The following is a 25,539-nucleotide window of genomic DNA, read 5'->3' as shown; positions in this document are numbered from 1 at the left end:
CATACAGTGCGATTCTCGATCGTCAATGATCGCATCGTTGCCGAGGGTGAGGCTCCCGACACCTGGATCGATAAGGCGCGCGCAGCGGCCCGACAGCTTTCGGCAGGCGGACCGGAATTCGACATCTCCAAGGTTCGTGACGTGAGCCCCGAAGCACGCGCGGCGGAGCNTTGGCAGTATTATGTGTCGCGACTTGAGGCCCAACCGGGAATCATCGTCGCACAGCAGACGGAGAGGGGCGGACAGTTCTACATTTCCGGCCTGAGAGACCCGCTTGCCACCGACCCGCAAGCTCTGCTGCACGGAACGGAGATTGATCCTGCCATCGTTCATTCGCAGTGGCAATTCTATCAGAGCCTTGACCCGAAGTTCGTGGTGAAGCGGCTGACGGCATCTCTGACGCCGCCGAAATCGGTTCTGCTTTCGATCATCCAGGGTCGTATCGTTGCCGAGGGCGAGGCTCCTGCCAACTGGATCAACCGCGCGCGGGCCGCCGCCGAACAACTTTCGGCGGACGGCGTGGTGCTGGATGTCTCGCAGCTGCGTGAGCTGGACCTTGCAGAACTTAATGATTTGAGAGACGCCATCCAGACGACCGATATTTTCTTCTATTCCGGTAAAGTCGTGCCGGGACCAGAGCAAACGCCGGTTCTCGACAGATTGGCGGAACAACTAAAGGAATTTGCCGAAAATGCTCGCAAGTCAGGCGTCACGGCGCGGTTCATGTTGACCGGCCATTCAGACGCCACGGGCCGTGAGACGGCCAACGCGTCGATCAGCGCCGCCCGCGCCGAGACGGTTCGTGCGCTTCTCAACAAGCGCGGCGTTGCTCCGGAACTCCTGCAGGTCCGGGGCGCGGGCACCTTTGAGCCGCTGGTGCCTGAAAATAGTCAAACCGGGAGTTCCACCAATCGCCGGGTTTCGATTACGGTAAACCTGGACTAGTGGGGCTCGAGATGCTGCAAAAGAAAATCTGCATGTTGGGTGGGTTCGGTGTCGGAAAAACGAGTCTGGTTCGCAGGTTCGTGCAAAGCATCTTTTCAGAGACTTACTTGACCACGGTGGGCGTGAAAATCGACAAGAAGAGTGTCGCATTCCAGGACAAAACCGTGGATCTGATTTTGTGGGATTTGGCCGGCGAAGACGATATCGGCTCGTTCCGCGTCAGCCATGTGCGAGGCGCGACTGGGCTCGTGCTTGTTGTCGATGGAACCCGGGCCGCTACTCTTGCCGCGGCGCTCACGCTGCGCGAACGGGTCGAGGCCGAGTTCGGCACTATGCCGTTTGTATTGCTGTTCAACAAATCCGATCTTGTCGATCGGTGGGCAATCTCGGACGGTGAAATCAACGGCCTGAGGCAACTTGGATGGCAAATCTACCTTACAAGTGCGCTTTCGGGTGAACATGTTGACGATGCGTTTCGCCAACTTGCTTCGATGGTTACCAAATAGACCATGCGCAGATTGCCAAAAGAAGTCGGAAGCTGGATTTATAATTTTTTTTACAACGAGCACTCTATCGCATACCTGCAAATTGACGCCCAGCTTTGCGTAGCCGCGAAGGGCGGTAACGTTAAACATTACGGGCTCTCATCGCTTCGCATCGGTCAGCCTGTTACCGATCAGCTTGAATTCATGGAAGGTTTGCTGCCTTGCCCGGAGCTTCCATATCATATGGCCATGGTCGAACTGCCCAGCGGGCGTGTTGCGGACCTTCATCTTTTTGCTGACAATGCCTGCGTGTGGCTGCTCTTTCTCGACGCCACTGCCGAACGCGACAATAGGCAGCGGCTTCAGCAGAAGGCTTATGAAATGACGCTCCTGCAAGAGAGGGAGCGTCAACTCAACGAGAAATTACAAGCGATGAACGAGGCGTTGAGGGAGAGCCAAGAGGGACTTCAGCGTGAATACCACCGCGCCGAAACCCTGCTCCTCAATATTCTTCCGGCGTCGATCGCGGAGCGGTTGAAGTCAGATGAGCAAATTGCCGACAACCACGCAGAGGTGAGTGTGCTTTTTGCCGACATCGTCGGTTTTACGGAAAGAGCGCGAAGCGTCGGAGCCGTGATGACGCTCGCAATCTTAAATTACTTCTTCAAGGCGGCGGATCGGCTGTCGGACCAATACGGCTGCGAAAAGATCAAGACAATTGGCGACTGTGTGATGGTGGTCGCTGGCCTGCCCGCCGCGCGATCCGATCATGCGGAAGCCCTCGCGCATTATGCACTTGAACTGCGGAATGCGGTTCAGCACGAACGCTTCGCAGGAGAACGGCTAAGGCTCAGAATTGGAATTCACTCAGGGCCGATCGTCGCCGGCGTCATAGGCAAAAAGCGGTTTGCCTATGACCTGTGGGGCGAGACAGTTAATCTCGCCGCACGGATTCAAACGTCCGCGGAGCCCGATGAAATCCGTATTTCGGATACAACCCGCAAACTGCTTGGGCCAGATTTTGCTTGTGACCCACTCGCGGAAACGGAATTGCGTGGTACAGGTCGAGTGCAAATGTGGCGCCTCCCGGCTTGATTTGCAGCTTGGCAGGGCCGAGCCGGATTACATCTCAAACTGGTCAAACATCATAGCTTCGATTGTCCGCGAAGCAGTCGTCCACCGAGCGATCGCCAAAGGCCTGTCCTGGGTCGTTCTCGTCGGTTGACTGTCCGTTCACGTCCCGCCACGAAGCAATCCCGGACATCTTGGCTCACCGTGGTTGTGCACATCGTAGCGACAGAAAGCACCTTTGCGCTTGGCTTGAAGGCATCCTATTCTGGACGATAGTAGCCGGCCGTGGGCATAGAATGTCAGTACTGCCTTTCTTAAGAATATACGCGCCGCTCAACGCAGTGCTGGCTGCGCCTGGGTTGCTGGCGGTGGCTGCGCTGACGATACCGGACATGTCCGGACGAAGCAGGCTGGCGGTGGCTGCCCTGCTCGCGGTCATCTGGGGCGCCTATCTCCTGCAACTGGCCGGGACGCTGCTCAAACGCCGGGCGGGAGACGTAGGGAACAGGGCGCCGGCAATCGCCATCGACGTTCTCGCGGTCTTGGTTCCACTCGCCGCATTTCTGTTCGTCGGCACGACCGACTGGAGCCTCTATTGTGCCGTCTGGCTGCTGAAACCGCTGCGCGACTCGACTTTCTTCCCGGTGCTGGGCAGGGTCCTGGCCAACGAAGCGCGCAATCTGATCGGCGTCACTACGCTCTTCGGCGTCGTTCTGTTCGCCGTAGCGCTCGCGGCCTATGTCCTAGAGCGATACATCCAACCGGAAAAGTTCGGCAGTATCCCCCAAGCAATGTGGTGGGCGGTAGTCACGCTTTCCACCACCGGCTATGGGGACACCATCCCGCAAAGCTTCTTCGGCCGCGTCCTTGCCGGTGCGGTCATGATGTGTGGCATCGGCATCTTCGGGCTCTGGGCAGGCATTCTTGCCACTGGCTTCTATCAAGAAGTCCGTCGCGGGGATTTCGTCCGCAATTGGCAATTGGTCGCAGCCGTGCCGCTGTTTCAGCAGCTCGGCCCGGCTGTCCTGGTCGAGATTGTGCGCGCGTTAAGAGCTCGTACGGTGCCGGCGGGCGCCGTGATCTGCCGCATTGGTGAGCCCGGTGATCGGATGTTCTTCGTCGTGGAGGGGCGCGTCAGCGTCGCGACGCCGAATCCGGTGGAGCTTGGCCCCGGCGCCTTCTTCGGCGAGATGGCGCTGATCAGCGGCGAACCACGTTCGGCGACCGTCAGTGCCGCAACGGTGGTTTCACTCCTGTCACTGCACTCGGCGGATTTCCAGATGCTGTGCAGCAGCAGCCCGGAGATCGCGGAAATCATCCGCAAGACCGCGCTCGAGCGGCGCGGCGCGGCGGGGAGCGCTTGACCGTTTCCTCGGCGAGATCGGGGCTGCCCTGGCAGGCGGGATGACGAAAACCTTGACGGTCTCAGTGTGCTGCGGGCCGGTACGCCGACCACGGCCGTGTCTATATGTCATCGTGTCGGTCACTCGAAATAATGACTATACCTTCACTTTCCTGAGAACGGCCGCTCAAGCTTATGGGAGCTGCTTCGACGTCGGCTTGGATCGCGGAGAGAGCGTGACATGATGGATTCTGCGCGGATCGACAGACTGATCGCTGCGGTGCCCTCGAGCCTTAGCGCTTCGAGGCGGACTGGACCTTGGCATCTTCACCCGGCTCGGTGGGGATGCTGCGACTGCCGGCAGCCTTGGGGCCACGCAGAATCGAGACCTCTGTCGCGCCTCCTCTACGCGCTCGCCAGCATCAGTGTCCTCGAAGTCAAGGATGGTCAATTTCGGAACGGAGCCGACCGATTTATTCAACGCCATTATCGCTGAAGAAGCCGGCTGAAGGAGTTGTATGCGCCGCTGATGGTCAGGCTAGCTGATCAGGGTGGCACTTTGGCCAAATTGTCCTTGACGGGCTCGCGCGTAGCCGACTTTAGGGCATGGGCTCAAAAAACCGAGAAAGAGCTTTTTGACCTCGCTAGCGGCCCATTCCGTAGAACCGGAAAACTTTTGGAATTTGCCAACGCGGAACTCAAACAAGCGTGGGAGACCGGTGACGTCGAGACGATGGATGCTTTCCTCAAAAAACATCCAGAACAGTTGGTCGAACCTAGTCCTGATCGCAGCAAGACCGCATGTCGCTTTCGAAAGTGGCCAAAGCGGTTTGCTCAATGGCTTTATAGCTCTGACCAAATCAATGTGTCCGAAATGACGGGCAGGGGCCTGCCAGGGATCGCCTATGATCTGGCGGCCTGGACTTGGCTGATATTCGCTAGAGCGTCTCCGAGATGATCGAAGGCGGAGAGGCAGCGTTTAGTGACCGCCCGTAGATATCAAATTCTAGCACCTATCAGCGGCTCCGGCAGGACGATGGTTGCGGGTCACGCAACGCTCTGAGTTCTCCAGCGCAACTATCGTGCAGCCTGCCTGCTTATCCCGGCCTTGATGTTGATCAAGGAGCCACGCGGCCTTCTGCGCTATCAAACCGCGATGATCAATAACTCAGCCTCACCAACTTGGCGCGGCCTTGGCAAGCCCTACTGGTGGCGACCGGCGATCGAGGTAATGCAGGAATGCCGTACTCGGCCCACCGGGCTGACCTCGGCCGAGGTGCGCAACGGGCTTTCGCGCCACCGTTCAAACACGTTCGCGGATCACCGGCGAGAACATGCGTTGGCGGTCCTGTTGCTGCGGTTCTGCAATTCGCTTGTTTTGATCCGGATCGTCGCGGCGATCGTTTCCTGTGTTGTCCGTGAAGGCTGCGAGGCGGGCATCGCAGCAATCATCCCCGGGAGTTGCGGTCTCGGCTTCAATCAGGAGTGCAGCGCGTCTCACACAGTCGACGCTTTGAGGCAGCGCATCACGATCGCCTATGCCCTTGTCTCGGAATGGTCGGAGAGGCTCTTCTTTGAGCACGACCGGCACCAGCCGGGACAACGCCAGCGCGAAAGGCATGGCCGAGCGACAGTACGGGCCCTGCTTGCGGATGCCCGTTCAGCTGGTCACCGACCGGCTGCGTTGCTCTTATCGGCTGGATCGGAATTGGAGGCGACTGGAGCGTACCGAAGGTGAGCGGCATTTTCGCGACAATTGCAAGGCGCCTCGCCCCGTTTAAGCCGATGGCCGACGCGATCCGTCCGGGCGAGAAGTTTCCCAGTTTTGTCCGGCGAGCCAGCGGCACGCATCAGGTCTACACCAGCGTGATCGCAATTTCGGTTGCCTTGGCCAACTTCATCCCCATCGACCTGCAGAGACGGATCGTCGATGTGGCGATTGCCGACAAGGACGTACGAGCGCTTCTGATGCTCGGCGGCCTGTATCTTGCGGCTATACTGCTGCATGCGGGGCTGAAATACGCAATGATCGTCTATCAGGGTTGGGTCGGAGAGAGCGTGGTGAAGACGGCCCGCGACCAACTCGCTCTCGTCGCCACGCAAAGGTCCGCGCGCGACCACGCAAGGAGTGGTCAGACCGCAAGCATCATTGGCAACGAGATCGACTATGTTGGCGGATTTGTCGGCACCAGCATTTCCGAATGCGTAGTCAACGTCACGATGATGATCTCCGTCGTATCTTACATGATCTACATGCAGCCGGTGATCGCTCTGGTCAGCGGCGTGTCACTCCTGCCGCAGATCCTGCTTGCGCTTCACATGCAGAAGGACCTGAACTCACTGGTGGAACGGCAGGTCGCGCTGGTTCGAAGGCTTGGCAACCAAGCAGTCAATTCCTTCGCCAGCCACTCGCCGAAGCGCCGGGCGGCCTTTCGCACCATACGCACCATCTTCAGCAATCGCATTGAATTCTATTTCTTGAAATTCGGGCTGAAGACGTTGCTGAATATAGCCAACGCGCTGGGGTCCCTGATGGTGCTGATCGTTGGCGGCTATCTTGTGATCCGCGGGCAGACGACGATCGGCACGGTCGTCGCCTTCATTTCGGGCTTCCAACGCTTGTCGGAACCCACAGGAGAACTTCTCGACTTCTATCGCACGTATTCGGAAGCGAAAGTGCAATTCCGGATGATCGTCCAGTGGGTTGATGGCGATCATCCCGCGCAAACAGGACATTCCGCGCACAGCCAGCGTTGATCGATGTCTTGCCCGCCAGCTTGTTCCGGGAACTGGTGCTCCTCTTAGGTCATCGTCTCCGCCTACATGAGAGATTTTCGTCCGCCTTACGGCACCCAGAACACTTCAGCATCTCGCCCCTGGCGATGTGCTGGCCCCTGCTTGAAAACAAACGCGGCTAGCGACAGGGCTGGACGTCTTGATTGCGCCAGCTCTAGCGCTATGCCGACCTGCTCGAACGACTCCGGGTATATCCTATTCGGACCCTCCGACCCTTGGCTCGGAGCTATCTTCCCTATGCTCAACGGCTCTATGGTGAGGGGGACGGAACTATTCTGGCTGCAGTCGGCTGGATAGAGGAGCGCGAGGTGAGTGAGAACCGGCAAATGGCAGCAATTCTAGTCTCGGATGTGGTCGGCTACAGCCGGCTCGCCGGCATGGACGAGGGATCGCATCCTGGCTCGGCTGCGGGCGCTGCGCAGCGATCTTATCGATCCGACGATCGCCGTGCATAGTGGTCGCGTGGTCAAGCGCACAGGGACGAAGCCCTAGTCGAGTTTCGCGGCGTCGTGGACGCCGTGCGCTGCGCCATCGAGGTGCAGACGGCATGGTTGAGCGCAATGCCGGGCTGCCGCCCGACCGCCGCATTGACTTTCGCATCGGCATCCATCTGGGCGATGTCGTGGAGGAGGGCGACGGCGATCTGATGGGCGACGGCGTCAATATCGCCGCGCGGCTCGAAGGCATCTGCGAGCCGGGCAGCGCCTGTCTCTCCGAGCAACCGTGCTGGCAGGTCGAGGCAAGGCTCGATCTCGCAATCAAAGATCGCGGCGCGGTGCAACTCAAGAACATCGCCGATCCGGTCCGAGCCTTTTCCCTGCTGGTCGGGTCCTGCTCAGGCGAAGCCCGCGGCACCCTGCGGAGCCCGCTGTGCGGGACAAGCCTTCGCCACAGCTCGCGCTGCCCGACAAGCCTTCGATCGCCGTGCTGGCGTTCCAGAAGATGAGCGGCGATCCTGAGCAGGAATATTTCGCCGCCGGGATAACCGAGGATGTGATCACCGATCTCTCTAAGGTCGAGGGCCTGCCGTGATCGCGCGCAATTCGAGCTTCGCCTATAAGGGCAAGGCTCTCGACCTGCGGCGGGTGGCCAGTGATCTCGGTGTCCGCTCGGTGTTCGAAGGGAGCATCCGCCGCGCAGGCAACCGCGGTAGGATTACGCTCAGTTGATCGATCCGGAAACCGGCGGACACCTTTGGGCCGACCGCTTCGATCGCCGCTGGGAGCTTTTCGACAAGACGCCTCGCATTGCATCGCACAGCCATGACGGCGTCATGGAACTTATGCCGACGAACGACTGGCGGCTCTATGGCTTCAAATATGTCAACGGCCATCCAAAGAACATGCGCCGGGGCTTGCAAACGGTCCCCACTTTGGGCGTGCTTGCCGTCGGTAGCGGCTACCCGATGCTGCCTACCGAAATGATCATCCCGACCGCTGCGCACCATCAATATGTCCGCTATGGCATGATTATCACCTGATCTTTGCTACCAAGGTGATCAAGTTTTCACCAAAACGAGGCCATGCGATATTCGACTACGAGCCCAAAGTCCCGCCGCCTCCACCACCAAATCGACCTTACCCGATGCCAGCAAGTCGAGCGGCGCGTCGCCAGCAAAGTCTGGATTTGGCGAAATCAACCATTTCCACGCCTCACGTTGGCTACCCGCGATTGAAATTGTCGAGGCAATGCCAGGCAGCGGCCGGCCATCGACAAATTGCCTCAACGGAAATACAGGCTTGCTGCTGGTCCGGGTATTGATAGCCACCGCCTCGTTGTGTTTCTGCCACCTATATAACGTCGAGCGCGGGATTCCGTAAAACCGCTCGATCTCTGTAGGGCCCGCGACGGGGCCAGCCCAATCATCAGCTAGCGGTAGAGTCGCTTCCGGCTCAGGGAGGCTTGCCTTGAACCGCACCAGCCGTCGTGAAACTTGCCCGGTCGCGATTTGCACCAGATCGGCCGCAAATTCGGTGGCATAACTGGCGATGTCGTCCTCAACCGTCTTGAATGCTCGCTGCACAGCGTCTGTCTGGCAAACTATTTGAGACACAATAATCGCTGCCAACTCGGATGCCACCCTCATGGCAGGCAAGCGCATCTTCGGCCCATCTGTTTGCAGGACACTCTCTATCGCTAGAAAGAGTGTTTCCTGCAAAGCCTCTCGGTTGGCTAGCTTCTCTTTGTGACGCTCTTTCGACAGACGCCTTCGGGTAACCATTTTCTCTCCGATTCCAGTTTCGGCTGCGGCCCGATTCTCGCCATGCAAAGAACATGGTGCCGGGCCCAGGCAAGGCCAATTCGTTACCAAATTGTTTATCAAGAGGCGAAAACGTGACGTTTCTGCAACAGGCAATTCGGATAGCAGTCGGTCAGGGACACTCCTGCGACGATCTCGGTTGATCACGATGCTCCGATGGGTAATGTCGATTTCGAAGGAGCGGCGCGGTGCGCATCTTTTTCGGTAGTGGGGATGGGGCAGGGAACGCTGTCCTTCAGCAAAGAATACCCAGACCCGTTTTTTAACTTTTGACTGGAGGTCAGAAAATGAACATTAAGAGCCTTCTCCTCGGCTCCGCTGCGGCCCTGATCGCAGTTTCCGGTGCGCGCGCCGCCGACGCCGTCGTCGTTGCCGAGCCGGAACCCGCTGAATACGTCAAGATCTGCGACGTCTACGGCGCTGGCTACTTCTACATCCCCGGCACCGAAACCTGCCTGCGCATTGGCGGCTACATCCGTTACGACATCGGCGTCGGTGACATCGGATCGTTCGATGGTGCTCGCAGCCACGACGTCGTCGACGGCAAGGACCAGGGTACTTTTCAAAAGCATGCTCGCTTCTCGCTGAAGACCTGGACCGGCCAGGAAACCGAGCTCGGCACCTTGAAGACCTACACCGAGACCCGCATCAACTTCCAAAACCACAATGGCGATTACGATCCGAACGCCGCTGGGAACACTGGGATCTCACTGAACTTCGCTTGGATCCAGCTCGGCGGTCTCCGCGTTGGTAAGGACGAATCGGCCTTCGATACGTTCATCGGCTACGCCGGCAACGTCATCAACGACACGCTCGTCCCCTACGGCGGCTTCGACACCAACCTGATCAGCTACACCTTCGACGCCGGCAACGGTTTCTCGGCCATAGTCTCGCTTGAAGAAGGCTCGGGCGGCGGCAACCAGAAGTACGGGCACTTTTATGGCGTCGGCACGATCGACAGCTATGTTCCGCACGTCGTCGGCGGTGTGAAGTGGACGCAGGGCTGGGGTGCGATCACCGGCGTCGCTGCTTACGACAGCAACTACGAATCGGTGTCCGGCAAGGTCCGCTTGGATGTGAACGTTTCCAGCGCACTGTCGCTGTTCATCATGGGCGGCTACGGCAGCCACGGGAAGCTCGACGATAACACCATTCATGATCCGGCTGGCGATCGCGGCTTCTATAAGCCGTGGGGCGGCAACTGGGCGGTGTGGGGCGGCGGCACCTACAAGTTCAACGAGAAGACCTCGTTCAACCTCCAGGCTTCGTACGACCAGTGGAAGAACCTCGGCATTGCGGCGAATGTCGCTTATGACGTCGTTCCCGGCCTCACTGTCACAGCCGAAGTCGACTACGTGCATGCAGGTAAGTTTGACGACGCTTTTGATGGGACCGGAAACAACTACAACTGGACCGGTGGTACCAAGAAGAACAGCGTCGGCGGCGTGCTCCGCTTCCAGCGCTCGTTCTAAGACCAGATATTTCTGGGACAGGGAAACCCGGCGGGCAACCGCCGGGTTTTTCATTTTGTACGCGCAAATCTTGCGCTAGTTCGCCGCCGCGCCTTTGTGACCTATCGCCTTTCCGCAAACCGCCTGGCGATCCTGTCTGAGTGTCTTGAAGCAGTTCCGGCCGAAACCGCCGGGAATCGCGGACTTACCCGCACAGCACCGCGCACATTCGGACGCAAGCCAGCTGCGGCGTTCGGCTGGAGTGCGATCTTTTTCGAAGATGGGGTACCGGTTTAGGTCAGGCGCGGCTGATAGCTGCCGAAACCGGCTTCATGCGATGGCCACATTCAACCGGTTCACTAAGAATAGAACCACCGACGCGCTTTCAACGCATCGCCTCCCGGCGCACCGCCGCGCCCTTACGGCGGCTTTACCGAAGATCAGGTGTCGGCCAGGTCACCCAAGGCTTCGATCAGGGGGGCGATCTCACCTTGGAAATTCTTCCAGCGCTTAACGGAGGATTTGTAGATCGGCTGACGGACCTGCCATCGGCTAGGCGTGGTGACCGCCCCTTCCCTATCGAAAAAGCGGAGGCATGCGTCATTCCAAGGCAGCCCTAAATAGTCTATGAGCCGGCGTGACTGTGCCTCCTGGTCGTCCACAAGCATCTCGTAGCGATTTTCAAAGATGCGACCTGGCAAAACCTCGTCCCAGTGACGCATCAGGCGGTCATATTCGCGATAGTAGAGGCCAAGCGCTTGCAGATCTGTATTGTAGCTGTGCGCCGAGCTGAAGGGCAGGACAAAACATGACACACAATTGTCGATGGCATCGCGACGGCAATGAATGATGCGGGCATTGGGAAAAAGGAGGGTGAGGAGGCCGATCAGTTCGAAATTGTGCGGCATCTTGTCCACGATGCGCTGTGCGGTTGGAGCGCGCTCCCTCAAATAAGATAGGTGCTCCTCGGCCAACGTCCTGGACAAGCCTTCAGTGACCATCATGACCGGCTTTTTCAAATCGGAAGCCGAGAATTGCAGACCCATCGCGTTGGCTACCCGACTCAGTTTGCTGAGCTCTCCGGCGCCATGGACCTCCGGATGACTGGCGCATATCTGTTCGGTAAGCGTTGTGCCGGAACGCGGCATCCCGACCACGAACACAGGGGCTTCCGAAGGATTGCCGTAGCCGGACCTTTCGGCAAAGAAGTCCGCCGTGAAGGTCTCGATCGATGCGTCAATGAAGCGGCGGTACTGGTCTATGTCGAATCTATAGCCCTCGACCTGCTTCGCCTTTTTGAAATGGTCGAAGGCTTCCGCATAGCGCTTGAGGTCGTTTTCCACCTTACCGGCGGCGTAGTAGAGACTCGCTTTCGTCTCCGGCTTAAGTCCCGGGCTCTCCAACTCGCGCAGGATCGGCTGGAGTTCGGCCGGCTCCTCGGTGAATTTTCGGGTCTGCACAAGGTCGTAGTACGCCGCCCCTACGTCGACGCGGCGTTTGATCGCCTCCTTAAGAAAGACGCCGGCCTCCTCCATGCGCCCAAGACCAGTGAGCGCAGCAGCCATACCGATCCGCGCCTTGGGGTGATCACGGTTAATCTTCAGCGCCTTCTCATAAAGCGGCAAGGCTAGGTCGGGTTTGCCGTACTGGGTATATACGCGCCCCAAGGCACACAGTGCTTCTATAAGATCGGGCCGCACTTCCAAGGCATACTGGATATGTTTTACGGCAACTGAAAATTCACTCAGCTTCTCATAGGCCTCGCCGAGGCTAAGATGGTAGTAGGGATTTCTAGGCTCCTCGGCGATCGCACGTCCGAAATAGCGCAAAGCCGCTTCGTCGTCGTAGCCCAGGCAAACGGTACCCATGATGTAGAGAGCCAGCGGATGATTCGGCGTGCGCGACAGCACCTCGAGGCATATGTCCTGAGCTTCTGCCAGCCGCTTGGCCTGTTGATGTTCATACGCCTGCATCAGCAATTGGTCATCAGCCCGCGCACGCGCGTCATTGGCGGCGCGCACGAGTTGTTTTGCCACTGTCGGATTTGCTTGAGGCAAGCGTGGCTTCGAAGCGGGACCAGGCTTGAGGTGCTTTGCCCAGGCGGGCGGCAGACGATTGTTCATTGAACCTTGCTAACAAAATGCACAGGAAGAATCCAGTCGAGCTATGCTGTCAATGTCGGAGTTTGGCGGCGGCTGGCGACCGTCCAAATAGCGCCGAAAGCCACCCGGAAAAAAGATTGGAAAGCTTAATCAGAAAGAGCAATCCGGGTGGTTCAAGGAAGCCGCTCGGGGGCTAGAGGAAAGCGGCAAGGATTTGAACGGGCAATAGGGCGAAATTTGCCGAGGAAGGCACTTGCTCCGGCTACTTCAGACGGAAGCGATGCTTAAGCCAACCATAATCGGTCTTTTCGTAGGGCTTCGGTTACGGCGCCAGACTGTATTCGATAGCCGCCTTCTCCGTGCAGATGGATTTCAGCTTACGAGCAAATAGCGAAACATCTCCGAAGTAATTCGGATACATTTCAACTAGCTTTTCGACCTTATCTACCTCCACCAAGACAGCCTTTACATCAATACCCCTTAGTTCTATTTTTTTCTCTATCTCTTCCAATGTCCGAGCACCTAACATAAGCGTCCGATATGGTTCGATGGTTACGCTATGATCTCCGCCATACTGGATCAAATAGTATCGAGATTTTTCCGTTGATCGTACGAAGTTCTCTGGGTAGTGGGTGAGATTCTGAATGTCTTCTAGTATCCTGGTCGCACCTATTCGCTTATTGATATCCCGCAATTCCCGCACCCGGTCATTGTGATCCGGAACACCGATATGAACGGGGCACTGCTCAACGAGCGCGAATTCCGCCGACATAAGCTGGAACAGACGTAGCCAGTCCTGCTCGCCCTTTCCGTGCTGCAAATCCTGGCCCCGGAATAGCCCGACAGCCTCAACTGCGGTTGCCCACGAGTGCTGAAGTCTGGTCCGAACTTGCAATTCGATGCGTCGTCCCTCGAAAGCCTCAGTGTCGGCATTTTTGGGCCGGTACTTGAAAACAATATGGTGACTTCGATAGCCGTCCGGCTTCGGTTCATCGATATAGTTAAATTCCCGAGTGTGGATCTCGTGGGGGAAATTCTCTCGCATCGATGCGAGAAGCGAGCGAACACCTTTGATGTCGGCCATGATCGCTCGGCAGCCGCCGATGTCGTCCATGGTGTCCAAATTCGTGGTGGACTCGCGGAGCTTCCGACGAATGGATGCCATACGCTTCGGGCGGGATGCCATATCGCCCTTCAGTCGAAGGGTTCTCATGTGGTGACCGACAGAGAACCGAACGCTCCGCATCGGCAGAAAGTGCGAGTCGCGCCAGCTATTGGCGATTGAGAAGATCTCGAGCGTGTCCACGTAGTGGCCGACAGTGATGTCTCGTCCGAACTGAATAGGTTTTGCCAGCTGGTCGCCTACCTTGCGAACGGCTTTCATGCTGTAGGCAAGGCGCGGGTACTCAGTCATTGGACCCATGAAGTCAAGGTAGTCCGCCTCATTCTGGACTGGCGGGACTACCGCGAAGGAATCAGATGTCATGGACCATACCCGTTTGGGGTACGCTGCGGCGACCCCCTTTCAACGGAGATGGCCGTGCCCGTAAAGACCCTGGCCGACACCTTGTCGCGCGCGACCAACTGGCACCCGAAGTGCTGCAAATCGACAAAGCTCGGCATCGGTGCACTGGTAGAATGGCTGGGCCGGACCACGGCTCGACACGTCAGGATCTCGTCGGGCAGTTTGGCTGCTCGAATTGCCAGGCGGCCGGCCGCGACCGCCGGCCTGGGTTACGAAGGACAGCAGCAGGCACGGAAGCGCGAATGGAGCCGACTTTCGAGAAGCGCCAGGTTCGCGTCCTGCGAAATGACGCTGGGCGCCTCCTGGCGGTCGGGGGATGGCCTAGAGGCACCGACCTAAACTGCTACGTGCGACGGACGCATTCTGCCCTCGGGGAAGGGGTTGTGGGCAACATCGCTCCTGTTCCGAGGACGAGGAGGCGTAAGTCTTTGGGGACGTTCGCTTCTTCACTATCGCCCATCGCAGTTCTGGCGATGCTTGGGGTGACCTCAGTCGCGACTCTAATACGTGAGATCGAGCGGCACGACGAGGCGCGAGAATCCTAAGACAGCCTGCCGCTCCTGGAACCTGCCCGTTATGCCAGCCGCCTGTTTGCTCAAAAGGCTCCAACGAGAGGAACGCCTTTTGAATCTGGTGCTGCGGCTGCGGCATCAAACGAGGCCGCCGGGCGAAATTGTCCGCAGGGCAGCCAGTTTGGCTGGGCAATCTAAGGTTTTTTGGTAATACAAATTGAAAATTTCGTCCTCATGTTTCACAACAGGTCGGTAGAGCCCGGGCGGGTTCGAAGCCTGCGGGTTTGTCACGGTCCTCAAGGCGAGAATTCGAAAAGACGTTCAACAATGACCCAACACTCAGAAAATGCTCGAATTCTTATGTACAGCCACGACACGTTCGGGCTCGGGCACTTGCAGCGCTGCCGGACGATCGCGCATTCGCTGGTCGAGGATTTTCGCGGACTTCAGGTGCTTATCATTTCGGGTGCGCCTATCGCTGGCGCCTTCGACTACCGCGCCCGTGTCGACTTCGTGAAGATTCCCAGCGTCATCAAGCTGCGCAACGGCGAATACACCTCGCTGGAAAAGGATATCGATCTGCACGAGACGCTAAGGATGCGCCAGTCAATCATCCGCCACACAGCCGAGACCTTCCGACCGGATATCCTCATCGTCGACAAGGAACCGCTCGGCCTGCGAGGTGAGATTGAAGACACGCTGTCCTACCTCAAGACACGGGGCACCACGCTCGTGCTGGGCCTGCGCGAGGTGATGGACGCGCCGCATCTGCTCGAAGCAGAGTGGGCACGCAGGGATGTGATGCGCAAGATAGGTCTGTTCTACGACAAGGTCTGGGTCTACGGTCCGCCGGATTTCTACGATCCATTGACCGGCCTGGATGTACCGCCGGCTGTCAGAGCAAAGATGAAGTTCGTGGGTTTCCTGCAACGGAGCCTGCAGAAGAACGAGTTGCCGGGCCACCGCCCCGAGGGCGACTATATCCTCGTTACCACCGGTGGCGGCGGTGACGGCGGTGAGTTGGTTCACGACGTCATCGATGCCTATCAGCAGGATCCGCAATTGCAGCATAGGGCTCTAGTCGTGCTTGGGCCTTACATGCCAGCGCGCAAGCGCAACAAGCTGCTCAAAAAGGGGTCCAAGATCCCCTATATCAACATCATCGAGTTCGACAACCGCATGGAAGAGCTGATTGCCGGCGCCAAGGCGGTGGTGGCGATGGGTGGTTACAACACCTATTGCGAGATACTGTCTTTCGACAAACCGGCGCTGATCGTGCCGCGCGTCAAGCCTCGCGAGGAACAACTGATTCGTGCACGGCGCGCCGCCGAACTTGGGCTCATCGAGATGCTTCTGCCGGAAGAAGCAGAGGATTCTCAGCGGTTTGCCAATGCACTGGAAATGCTGCCAAACCGGCCCCGCCCATCGCAGAGCAATCCGCATCTGACGCTGGAAGGGCTGCCTCATATTTCCGAAATCGTCGCGGAACTGCTCGACCGGCGGGCCGGCCATCACCTTTCGGTCATTGAAGGCATGAACTGAGTTGCAACATCGCAAGATCGTCGTGGTCCTGAAGGGCTATCCGCGGCTGTCGGAAACCTTCATCGCGCAGGAATTGCTCGGTCTGGAGCGTTCGGGGTTCGAACTGATACTCGTCGCGCTCAGGCGGCCGACCGACGCAAGACGCCACCCCGTGCATGACGAGATCAAAGCGCCCGTCCATTATCTGCCGGAATATCTGCATGACGAGCCGTTGCGCGTGGTTCGCTCGCTGTTTGCTTGTCTGCTGCGGCCGGGCTTCTGGCGCGCTCTCGGATCGCTGGCGGCCGATATCCCCCGCGACTTTACGCGCAATCGCGCGCGCCGCTTCGGGCAAGCGCTCGTGCTGGCCGCCGAATGGCCGGAAGACGCGGGTTGGCTGCATGCACATTTCGCGCACACGCCGGCATCGGTGACGCGCTATGCCAGCCAGCTTCGTGGTCTGCCCTGGAGCTGCTCGGCCCATGCCAAGGATATCTGGACTTCGGCGGACTGGGATCTGGTTGGCAAGCTTGCATCGGCGCGCTGGACGGTCACTTGCACGAAAACCGGGTTCGACCGTCTGAAAAAACTCGCTAACGGCAACGCGCGTGTGCATCTGAGCTATCATGGGCTCGACCTTGATCGCTTCGGCAGTTTCGGCGAGACGCGGAAACAGCATGACGGCTCGGCGCAGGACGAACCGGTTGTCGTTCTGAGTGTCGGGCGCGCCGTTGAAAAGAAAGGTTACGATACCTTGCTGGAGGCCCTTGCCCTCTTGCCTGGTGATTTGGCGTGGCGTTTCGAGCATATCGGCGGCGGCGAGGAACTGGAAGGGCTCAAGGCGCTGGCGCGAAAGCTCGGACTGGATGGTCGCGTCTCTTGGAAAGGCGCGCTTGCGCAGGAGGAGGTGCTTGAGCACTACCGCTGCGCCGACATCTTCGCCCTGGCCTGCAGGATTACCGCAAATGGCGACCGGGACGGTCTGCCGAATGTTCTGGTGGAGGCGGCTAGCCAGCGGCTTGCCTGCTTGTCGACCGATATTTCCGGCGTGCCGGAGCTTCTATCGCCGGATGAAACCGGGCTGCTGGTTCCCACGGAAAACCCGATTGCCCTGGCACAAGCGCTGGAGCGCCTGATCCGTGATCCCGTGCTGCGCGCCCGACTCGGCGATGCCGCAGAGCGGCGCGTCCGCGGCAATTTCGATCATTTGGCAAGCATTGGACAGCTCAAGGACCTGTTCGAGCGGGAGTGGCGGGCCGCCGAATGAAGCGGCTGCGCGCTTTCTTCTATGTCCAGCACCTGCTCGGCATCGGCCATCTCGCGCGCGCCAGCCGCATTGCGGCTGCTCTGACCGATGACGGGTTTGACGTAACCGTCGTGACCGGCGGAGCGCCGATCCCGGGCTTTCCGGGACCGGGTGTAAAATCTGTAAATTTGCCGCCTGTCACCTCCGGAGATGAAGGATTTTCCGGGCTTGTCGACCTGCAGGGCAAACCCATCAACGATGATTTCAAGAAATCGCGCTCCGAGATGTTGCTGCAAGCATTTCGGGATTGCAGGCCCCATATCGTCATTGTCGAGGCGTTTCCCTTTGGGCGCCGGCAGATGCGTTTCGAACTCTTGCCGCTGATCGAGGCCATCGAAGCGACGTCGCCCAGATCGTTTTTGGCGACGTCCGTGCGCGACATCCTTCAGGAGCGCGTCAAGCCGGGCCGAAACGAGGAAACGGTCGATCTCGTCAACAGGTATTTCGACCTTGTCATGGTCCATGGCGATCCGGCTTTCGCAGCCATCGGCAAGACATTTCCACCGGCCGGGGCGATCAGGGCCGAGGTCGCCTACACAGGGCTCGTTGCCGCACCGCGGGCGCCCGCGGCCTCCGAGCGCTTCGACGTCCTGGTGTCGGTTGGCGGCGGGGCCGCGGGAAAGAGCATTGTCCGGTCCACCATCGCGGCGGCGCGCAATGCAGACAACGCCTGGAAATGGTGTCTGATCACCGGCCCGAACCTGCCGAAAGACGAGTTTGACGCGATTGCAGGCGATGCCACGCCGGGCCTATCCATCTTCCGGTTTCGCGAGGATTTTGCCAGCCTGCTGACCGGTGCCCGCGTGTCGGTGTCGCAGGCGGGTTACAACACGGTCTGCGATGTCCTGCGCGCGGGTTGTCGCTCCCTGCTCGTTCCATTTGCGGTCGGAGGGGAAACCGAGCAGACGGTTCGCGCCCTGATGCTCGAAGAACTGGGCCTAGCAACGGTCCTGATGGAAAAGGACCTGACCCCTGAAGGTTTGTCGCAAGCGATTGAACAGGCGCTTGTGGGACCGACGCCAGCCGCGCATCGTCTTGATCTGGAAGGCGCCAGTCGCTCGGCGCAAATCCTGCGCGAGAGGTATCGAACATGGTCGCCAAAAGTGGGACCCGGCTTCGGAAAAGTTCATGAGTAAACAGACGATGGATGCATGCAAGCGCCATGCACTTTTGGACGAATACATTAAACAGTTCCAATCAGCATGAAGCGCATATAATTTTTTGTAGGCAGTTCCCCGGAGAACCGCACCTCACGCAGCGCCGCCATCGCTTCGAAGGCTGCAAGTGAAGCCACGCAGTTGATATGTGTCGGCTCGCTGAAATAATCGTTCGATTGCAGCAGTACGGTCGTGCCACGCGGAAGCAGAGCAAGCCAGGCGCGCAGATCGGCTATGTGTTCGCAGCTCGTATTGACCACCAGGTCGGGTCGCCCGGCCGCATAGTCGAGTGCGTACATGTCTGCCGTCACCGCCCGGAACCGGTCGCCGTCTTCCCGGTTGAGGGTCAGCGCGACCGGGGCGACTTCCGGATCGATGTCGATGCTATCGACCGCTGCGATGTCGAAGCGGGCGTCGTTAAAGAGCATTGCCGGCAATACGCCGTACCAGCCACCCAGGACCCATATGCGCTCGAATCGGCCGCCGCAGCTTTCGAACAGCCTATCGAGCGCCCACATCTTGCAGGCGACCTGCTTGTGGTTGAAGGCGTTGGCGATATCGGCCTTCGGATGCTTGGTGAGGACGCGCGCCAGCCCCGCCACGAGAGGCCGGTTGACATAGGCAGCAATTCCCCGCGTGAGGTCCAGGGCTTGTTCGTGCCAGTCCATGTCGGCATTGCGTGGTTGCGTGACATCCATCATATTCGTCTTGTATGTTGGGATTTCGGGCGACACAACGCAATCTTGCCTCCCGCAAGGTAGTTCGATCCGCGGACGTGATCATGCTGCAAGCCGCTTCGCCACGGGCCGATGCCGGAGAGAGCCCGCTGCGTCTGTCTGGGTCATCGGCGTCCCAAGTGCGCTGCGCCAGCAGGTACGTCTATATCCCGCATCCTTCCAATTGAAGAGCCCCAAAGTCGCAAATGGAACCCAGTCTAGCCCGCTATATCTGGACGCACACCAAGAAGCAGCAGCTCTGGATATTGATGATTGTCCTGCTTTCGATGATCCCGTATTTCATGTCCTTCGACCTGCCGAAGCTGATCGTCAACGGCCCGATTCAAGGTAGGGGCTTCGAGCAACCGGGCGCGACCCAGGCATTCATGCGGCTGCACTATAACCTGCCGTTTATTGGAGAGGTCCAGTTCTTCTCCGGTTTTCAACTCGACCGCAAGGAGACGCTGCTTGCCCTAAGCCTTGTGTTCCTCTTGCTGGTCGTCATCAACGGCTTGTTCAAGTTCTACATCAACACCTACAAGGGCCGCCTCGGCGAACGTATGCTGCGGCGCATCCGCTTCGATCTCGTCGATCGTGTGCTACGGTTTCCGCCGATTTACTTCAAGCGGGTGAAATCCGCCGAAGTGGCGACCATGGTGAAGGACGAGGTGGAGCCGCTGGGCGGCTTCATCGGCGATGCCTTCCTGCAGCCAGTGCTGCTCGGTGGCCAGGCCCTGACGGCCATGCTGTTCATCATGGTCCAGAACGTCTGGCTCGGAATGATAGCGCTCGTGATCGTGGCAATCCAGATCGTGCTCATCCCGCGAATGCGGCGGCGCCTGATCGTGCTCGGGCGCGAACGCCAATTGACGGCGCGCGCGCTTTCGGGCCGGGTTGGCGAAATAGTCGACGGCATCGGCGCCGTTCACGTCCACGATACCTCAAACTACGAGCGCGCCGACATAGCAGCCCGGCTCGGGCTCATCTTCAAGATCCGCTTCGATCTTTACCAATGGAAATTCATGGTGAAGTTCCTCAACAATTTTCTAGCGCAGATCACGCCCTTTCTCTTCTACATGATCGGCGGGTACCTGGTCATCGGGGGCCGGCTGGACGTTGGCCAACTCGTGGCCGTGATCGGCGCGTACAAGGATCTGCCCGGACCGATGAAGGAACTGATCGACTGGGATCAGGATCGGCAGGATGTCCAGGTGAAATATCACCAGGTCGTTGAACAGTTCACGGCCGATGATCTCATTGCGCCGAGAATTGGGGCATTGACGATCGACGATCCGGAGCCGATGACCGGCCCCCTTTCGGCGATCGGCCTGTCCATAGCTGACGATGGCGGTGCAATGCTCCTCGATCACATCTCCCTCCAGGTCAAGCCGGGTGAGACGGTGGCGCTGGTCAGTACCGCAACAGGTGGAGCGGAAGCGCTTGCGGAAGCCTTCGCACGCCTGAACTGGCCAGACAGCGGAAGGGTCGCTTCGGGTGCCGATGACCTGCTTGAACTCCCCGAAGCCGTGACCGGTCGGCGCATGTCCTATGCCTCGTCGGAAGTTTTCCTGTTCCAGGCAAGCCTCCGCGATAACCTTCTGTATGGGCTGAAGCATGCGCCGCTGACATCGGTGTCTTATGACGATGCCTCGGCAGACCAGCACCTCTGGAACATCCACGAGGCGCGCCGATCGGGTAATTCGGAATTGGACATCCACAGCGACTGGATCAACTACGCTTCCGCCGGCGCTACCGGCCCGCACGACCTCTTTGAGGCGGTGCGACGGGTGCTCGATGCGGTTGTTCTGTCGCGCGATATTCTGGATCTTGGCTTGCGCTCTTCGGCCGACCTCACCCGGCACACGGAGCTTGCCAAGCGGATCGTCGAACTGCGTGCGGCGCTTCGAACTCGGCTGGAAGAAGAAGGGCTTAGCGGACTGGTGGTTCCTTTCGAACCCGGCGCCTACAACAAGGAAGCAACGATCGGCCAAAACCTGCTCTTTGGCGCAGCCACCGGCTTCGAACTGGCCGACAGGGCCTTGGCGGCCAATCCCTATTTTGCTTCTGTGCTGAGGCAAGCCGGCCTCGACCGCAGGCTCTACGAAATGGGCATGGAGATCGCCGAGCAGGCGATCGAGCTGTTTGCCGACCTGCCGCCAGATCACCAGTTCTTCCAGCAGCTCGCCTTCATGAGCGCCGAGGAGATACCCACCTACGAGACCTTGCTGCAACGGCTCAAGAACCGTCCCTACGATGCGGTTTCGGAGCCCGACCGCGCCATGATCGTCACTTTGAGCTTTGCCTATATCGAGCCCCGGCACCGGTTCGGCCTGCTGAGCGACGATCTGATGAGCAAGATCGTCTCTGCACGCAATCGGTTCTACGAAAACCTGCCGCCCGAACTGCAAAACGCGATCGAACGCTATGATCCTGCCAAATACATCGCTGCGGGCACCGTCATGGACAACGTCCTGTTCGGGCGTTTAGGCAACAACCATCCCGACGCGCCGGAGCGCATACGCTCCATCGTCTATGATATTCTCGACGAGTTAGGGCTTTATGCCGAGCTTCTGGATGTCGGCCTGGACTTCAACGTCGGCGCCAGCGGCAGGCGGCTGACAGGCGGACAGCGACAGAAGCTCGACGTTGCCCGAGCCCTGCTCAAGCGTCCTGATTTTCTCATTCTCAATCGGCCGCTGTCGGCCCTCGACCAGCGGATGCAGGACAAGGTGCTGCGAAACGTGCTCGAGGAAGCCAAGCGCGATGGCCATTCGCCGGCGATCGTGTGGGTCGTGACAAATCCGGCAATGGCGATGATGTTCGATCGCGTCGTCGTCTTCGACTCGGGACAATTGGTGGAAGACGGAACACACGAGACACTTTTGGCAGGAAACGGTATCTTTAAGGAACTTTTGTCGTAGTCTGGCAAGCGCGAATTTGGGAAGGTTTGCGACAATGCTGCTCAAGGATGAAGTTGGAATGCTGCAACGCGTTCCCTTGTTCTCTGGCATCGAGCTGACAAAGCTCAAGTTGCTGGCGTTCACTTCCGATCGCGTGAACTACAGCGCCGGTCAGACCCTTTTCCGGCAGGGTGACGAGGGAGACGCCGCCTATGTCATCCTTTCAGGCCGGGCGGATATTCTGGTCGATTCCGACACCGGACCGATAAAAGTTGCCGAATTGGTGCCAAATTCGATTGTTGGCGAGATCGCCATATTGTGCAACAGCTCCCGCACCGCCACCGTCAGAGCGGCCAGTCCGCTGGAGGCCTTGAGAATCCCCAAGGATCATTTCGTGAGGCTTATGAAAGAGTTCCCGGAAATGACCATCGAAATATTAAGGGTTCTTGCCAATCGCCTAAGCCTTACGACCGCGGATCTCATCGACGCACGAAGCGCAAATAACGAATGACATGCGCTCGATCCTCGCGGCCATCGTGACGGGACTGGCCTCTTGCTGAGAAGTCACTCGGAGAAAACCTGTCTCGCCTAACGCATTTCGCCGTTTTACGAAGACGGCGAACGCACTATCTCTTTGTTAGACGCGATTCCGGACGGAAAACGGCTTCACACTTTCCTGCAATTGCCCTGGCGCCAATTGTTTGGCTACGATGGGCGACAGGGACTGCAAAGGGCTAGCATGGACGACGACGTTTTCGTGGTCAGGTTTTGGGGTGTGCGCGGCAGCGTTCCCGTTTCAGGGCCGGAGTTCTCTCGCTATGGCGGCAACACTATCTGCATTGAGATGCAATGCGGCAAGCATACGCTTCTGTTCGACGCGGGCTCTGGCCTACGGCCTGCCGGCAGGGCTCTTCGGACGTCGGGGGTGACCGATTTCGACCTTCTTTTCACCCATTGCCATTACGATCACATCATCGGGCTGCCGTTTTTTTCGCCGATCTATGACCGGAGCGTCAAGGTCACGCTTTGGTCCGGGCATCTTGCAGGACATGTGACGACCCGGCAGATGGTCGACGAATTCATGCGGCCGCCGTGGTTTCCGGTGAAAATGGATATCTGCAAGGCAAGTCTCGACTGCCGGGATTTCGTGTCCGGAGACGTGCTTCGGCCGCGCGAAGGAGTGGTGGTCCGAACCGGCAGTCTTATCCATCCGGGCGGCTCCATAGGCTACCGGGTCGAATGGGGCGGCCGCGTCGTGGCGGTGATCACAGATACAGAGCACGAGCCGGACAAACTCGATCAGGCGGTGCTCGGCCTTATCAAAGATGCCGACCTCGTTATTTACGACTGCACCTACACCGAGGAAGAAATGGAACGCAGTCGCGGGAACGGGCACTCGACATGGCAACAGGGCGTCAAGCTCTGCGAGGCGGCCGGTGCCCGCGGGCTTGCGCTGTTTCACCATGATCCCACACGCACCGACGAGGAACTGGACGAGATCGAGAAACTGGCCCAGGACAGGTTTCCCGGCGCTTTTGCCGCGCGGGATGGCCAGACGCTCAAATTTCCAGTTGCATTGCACGAAAAGCGTTGAGCTATTTTCCTCTTTCGATGCCGCGCCCGATCAAGGTCTTGATCGGAAGCCATGCGCAGGCTTCAGTCCTTGCTGTGACCGCGAACAGCCGTTCGAGGAAAAGCCAGGCCGATTCATCATGTACGAGATGGTGAGTGAGTAGGCCGACCGGTTCGCCGCCGTCAAAAGCATGCCGCATTTGCGCGATGATAGCGTGAACCAACAAGCCATGGTCGCGGCAGCCGCGCGTGCCATGCCAATCCATGATATCGACATTGGTGTTGATGACGGCCAGCGAAGCCGGCTTCGGCGGCCCATAGACCGACAATGCCGCAAATCCTGTCGATCCAAGGTCGGATACCAGGCTGGCGTCGATCCTGTTCCAGGGTGGCACCAGCATCGGAACGGCGCGTGTGCCATGCAAACCGGTTATGCGTGACAATCCGCGAGCCAGATCGTGGAGCACGGCCTCGCGGGGACGATGCGCGCCGAGTTCCTGCGTTTTCTGGTCCTCGGGGGCATGATTTCGGTGTGCCCAGCCATGGATGGCGACGGCTGCATGCGGCGCCGCGTCAAGCCGCGCGACAAGCTTGCCGTCGGTTCGGGCCGGAATGACGGCCAGAGTAACCGGAACCGCGAATGCACCGGTGAGCTTGAGCAGCCGATCAAGTGCCGGCGTCGGATCCACGGCGTCGTCGTCCCGCAGCCAGAACTCCAACTTGCGGCCCGCCCGTTTCCGGCGCGCCAGTTCTTCCACCAAGGGCTGCCAAATCGGATCGGATGTCATGAGACCAGGATCTTCTTGAGAAGTTCGGCCAGTCGCGCTGCCGCAGCGCCAAGGGAACGTTCTTCGAGGACGAAACGTCTAGCCTCCGCGGCCATGATGGTTCTCTCGTCGTTACGGGCCAGCAGCCTTTCAATGGCGGAAGCGAACGCCGCCACATCGCCCGGCGGGGTGAGAATCCCAGTCTGGCCATCCCGCACCACCTCCGGCACGCCGGCAATGTCCTGAGCCACCACCGGAAGGCCGGCGGCCTGTCCTTCAAGATAGGCAACGCCATAGGCCTCGCCATAACCCGGCCAGACGTAGATTCCCCCGGTGTAAAGGACATCCGGCACTGTGGCCGGCTCGATCGCGCCTAGCCATTCGATACGGTCGGCGGGCAAGCCGGAGAATTGCGCTTTGACCTCGTCGCGGGCAGGTCCGTCGCCGACCACCGACATGGTCCAGGGCAGGTGGCCGATCGAACCGAGCGCTTGCGCCAGCATGCGATAGCTTTGGACTTTGTCGCCGGGGCGCATCATGGCGATGGTAACGAGGCGCGCCGGACAACCCCGTGACGGCATTTCGCGGAATGCCGATGTGTCGATGAAGGGCGAAAGCATGCCGAAAGCGGCGTCGGGAATCGCATCTGTCAGCCCCTGGTGATCCCTTTGGGTGAAGCAGATATTCAGCGCCGCCTGTTCGATGGCTCGCGCCACCAACGCCTGGCTATCGGCCCAAAAGCCGGCGTTGCGTCGCCTGGAATAGGAGGCTTCCGCTGTCACATAGGGGACAGCAAAGGTCGACGCCAGCTCGGGCCCGATCAAGTCGGGCGCCTTGTAATAGGGATGGTAGGTGAACCAGAGATCGGGCTTGCCGTCACGATGCCAAAGCTTGGTCAGCCGCGCGGCTTCGTCTGCGGCCACGATCTTGAGCGCATCGAAACTTTTCGGCTCCGGCTGCCGTAGATAGAAGCGCAACTCAGATGCCAGTTCGACGCTATGCCCTCCGTGCTCCAGCGCCTTGACCAGCATCCGTGCCATCTGGCGGTCGCCGGAGACGACGGGATGGTTGGGTGACTTCAGCGGCGCGTAGAAGGCAATTCGCATCGCGC

20 protein-coding genes and 2 pseudogenes are annotated in these 25,539 nt (G+C 59.0%); 16 read left to right on the top strand and 6 right to left on the bottom strand.

Going from position 1 to position 25,539, the window contains the following annotated elements; genetic code table 11:
* Positions 1–6 precede the first annotated feature (6 nt).
* The 9 genes and pseudogenes from A3AU_RS0125290 to A3AU_RS1000000137350 form a co-directional block, all read left to right on the top strand.
* On the top strand, positions 7–945 hold the full coding sequence (locus tag A3AU_RS0125290) for an OmpA family protein (RefSeq protein WP_470362433.1): 939 nt from the start codon (positions 7–9) through the stop codon (positions 943–945).
* Between the two features lie 11 nt (positions 946–956).
* Positions 957–1,451: a Rab family GTPase gene (locus tag A3AU_RS0125285; protein ID WP_027055364.1), complete on the top strand. Its 495-nt coding sequence runs from the start codon at positions 957–959 to the stop codon at positions 1,449–1,451.
* A gap of 3 nt (positions 1,452–1,454) precedes the next feature.
* On the top strand, positions 1,455–2,525 hold the full coding sequence (locus A3AU_RS0125280) for an adenylate/guanylate cyclase domain-containing protein (RefSeq protein WP_027055363.1): 1,071 nt from the start codon (positions 1,455–1,457) through the stop codon (positions 2,523–2,525).
* A gap of 272 nt (positions 2,526–2,797) precedes the next feature.
* Positions 2,798–3,865: a cyclic nucleotide-gated potassium channel gene (locus A3AU_RS0125270; protein WP_027055362.1), complete on the top strand. Its 1,068-nt coding sequence runs from the start codon at positions 2,798–2,800 to the stop codon at positions 3,863–3,865.
* A gap of 492 nt (positions 3,866–4,357) precedes the next feature.
* The gene (locus A3AU_RS0125265) at positions 4,358–4,801 is read left to right on the top strand and encodes a hypothetical protein (RefSeq protein WP_032918099.1); all 444 of its coding nucleotides are present in this window, start codon (positions 4,358–4,360) and stop codon (positions 4,799–4,801) included.
* 153 nt (positions 4,802–4,954) lie between these two features.
* Entirely contained in the window at positions 4,955–5,581 is a 627-nt protein-coding gene (locus A3AU_RS1000000141000) for a cation-transporting P-type ATPase (RefSeq protein WP_027055360.1), read from the top strand.
* Positions 5,578–6,600, top strand: coding sequence for an ABC transporter transmembrane domain-containing protein (locus A3AU_RS01000000136085; RefSeq protein ID WP_154674658.1), 1,023 nt, complete (start codon positions 5,578–5,580; stop codon positions 6,598–6,600). Before A3AU_RS1000000141000 ends, A3AU_RS01000000136085 begins: the two co-directional genes overlap by 4 nt.
* A 347-nt stretch (positions 6,601–6,947) precedes the next feature.
* Positions 6,948–7,855, top strand: a pseudogene (locus A3AU_RS1000000140485) (adenylate/guanylate cyclase domain-containing protein); the annotation flags it as partial.
* A pseudogene (locus tag A3AU_RS1000000137350) lies at positions 7,853–8,077 on the top strand (ornithine cyclodeaminase); the annotation flags it as partial. The pseudogenes A3AU_RS1000000140485 and A3AU_RS1000000137350, both read left to right, overlap by 3 nt.
* A 60-nt stretch (positions 8,078–8,137) precedes the next feature.
* On the opposite strand, the gene A3AU_RS1000000137345 reads toward A3AU_RS1000000137350, so the two are convergent.
* Positions 8,138–8,860 carry an antitoxin Xre/MbcA/ParS-like domain-containing protein gene (locus A3AU_RS1000000137345; protein WP_051355466.1) on the bottom strand — a complete coding sequence of 241 codons (723 nt, stop codon included), beginning with the start codon at positions 8,858–8,860 and terminating at the stop codon, positions 8,138–8,140.
* 326 nt (positions 8,861–9,186) lie between these two features.
* Between A3AU_RS1000000137345 and A3AU_RS0125220 the strand changes: the two genes are divergently transcribed.
* Positions 9,187–10,371, top strand: a complete 1,185-nt coding sequence (locus tag A3AU_RS0125220) for a porin (protein ID WP_027055356.1) — start codon at positions 9,187–9,189, stop codon at positions 10,369–10,371.
* A 419-nt stretch (positions 10,372–10,790) separates the two neighbouring features.
* Here the strand turns inward: A3AU_RS0125220 and A3AU_RS0125215 are convergent, their stop codons facing one another.
* Positions 10,791–12,473 (bottom strand): tetratricopeptide repeat-containing sulfotransferase family protein, encoded by a 1,683-nt coding sequence (locus A3AU_RS0125215; protein WP_027055355.1) that lies wholly within the window; start codon positions 12,471–12,473, stop codon positions 10,791–10,793.
* Positions 12,474–12,774: 301 nt separating this feature from the next.
* The gene (locus A3AU_RS1000000136965) at positions 12,775–13,938 is read right to left on the bottom strand and encodes a RelA/SpoT domain-containing protein (protein WP_245235568.1); all 1,164 of its coding nucleotides are present in this window, start codon (positions 13,936–13,938) and stop codon (positions 12,775–12,777) included.
* An 878-nt stretch (positions 13,939–14,816) separates the two neighbouring features.
* Between A3AU_RS1000000136965 and A3AU_RS0125200 the strand changes: the two genes are divergently transcribed.
* From A3AU_RS0125200 to A3AU_RS0125190, 3 genes are read left to right on the top strand one after another with little or no spacing between them, the layout of a single operon-like run.
* Entirely contained in the window at positions 14,817–16,031 is a 1,215-nt protein-coding gene (locus A3AU_RS0125200; protein WP_027055354.1) for a glycosyltransferase family protein, read from the top strand.
* A gap of 1 nt (position 16,032) precedes the next feature.
* On the top strand, positions 16,033–17,277 hold the full coding sequence (locus tag A3AU_RS0125195) for a glycosyltransferase (protein ID WP_027055353.1): 1,245 nt from the start codon (positions 16,033–16,035) through the stop codon (positions 17,275–17,277).
* Positions 17,274–18,452, top strand: coding sequence for a glycosyltransferase family protein (locus tag A3AU_RS0125190; protein ID WP_032918097.1), 1,179 nt, complete (start codon positions 17,274–17,276; stop codon positions 18,450–18,452). Before A3AU_RS0125195 ends, A3AU_RS0125190 begins: the two co-directional genes overlap by 4 nt.
* Positions 18,453–18,499: 47 nt before the next feature.
* Here the strand turns inward: A3AU_RS0125190 and A3AU_RS0125185 are convergent, their stop codons facing one another.
* Positions 18,500–19,171 carry a class I SAM-dependent methyltransferase gene (locus A3AU_RS0125185; protein WP_081709665.1) on the bottom strand — a complete coding sequence of 224 codons (672 nt, stop codon included), beginning with the start codon at positions 19,169–19,171 and terminating at the stop codon, positions 18,500–18,502.
* A gap of 224 nt (positions 19,172–19,395) precedes the next feature.
* On the opposite strand from A3AU_RS0125185, the gene A3AU_RS0125180 reads away from it, so the two are divergent.
* The 3 genes from A3AU_RS0125180 (at position 19,396) to A3AU_RS0125170 (ending at position 23,683) form a co-directional block, all read left to right on the top strand.
* Positions 19,396–22,110 (top strand): ABC transporter ATP-binding protein, encoded by a 2,715-nt coding sequence (locus A3AU_RS0125180; RefSeq protein ID WP_027055350.1) that lies wholly within the window; start codon positions 19,396–19,398, stop codon positions 22,108–22,110.
* Positions 22,111–22,144: 34 nt separating this feature from the next.
* Positions 22,145–22,600, top strand: a complete 456-nt coding sequence (locus tag A3AU_RS0125175) for a cyclic nucleotide-binding domain-containing protein (RefSeq protein ID WP_027055349.1) — start codon at positions 22,145–22,147, stop codon at positions 22,598–22,600.
* Between the two features lie 228 nt (positions 22,601–22,828).
* A complete protein-coding gene (locus A3AU_RS0125170; protein ID WP_027055348.1) occupies positions 22,829–23,683 on the top strand; it encodes an MBL fold metallo-hydrolase in 855 nt (284 codons plus the stop codon).
* Between the two features lies 1 nt (position 23,684).
* Here the strand turns inward: A3AU_RS0125170 and A3AU_RS0125165 are convergent, their stop codons facing one another.
* Positions 23,685–24,449, bottom strand: a complete 765-nt coding sequence (locus tag A3AU_RS0125165; RefSeq protein ID WP_027055347.1) for a polysaccharide deacetylase family protein — start codon at positions 24,447–24,449, stop codon at positions 23,685–23,687.
* Positions 24,446–25,534 carry a glycosyltransferase family 4 protein gene (locus tag A3AU_RS0125160; protein WP_027055346.1) on the bottom strand — a complete coding sequence of 363 codons (1,089 nt, stop codon included), beginning with the start codon at positions 25,532–25,534 and terminating at the stop codon, positions 24,446–24,448. Before A3AU_RS0125160 ends, A3AU_RS0125165 begins: the two co-directional genes overlap by 4 nt.
* Positions 25,535–25,539 lie beyond the last annotated feature (5 nt).

The organism is Mesorhizobium erdmanii USDA 3471 (assembly GCF_000472705.1).
Classification (GTDB): domain Bacteria; phylum Pseudomonadota; class Alphaproteobacteria; order Rhizobiales; family Rhizobiaceae; genus Mesorhizobium; species Mesorhizobium erdmanii.
Note: the sequence above shows the minus strand (reverse complement) of the source record. Positions and strands in the feature narration are given on the sequence as shown.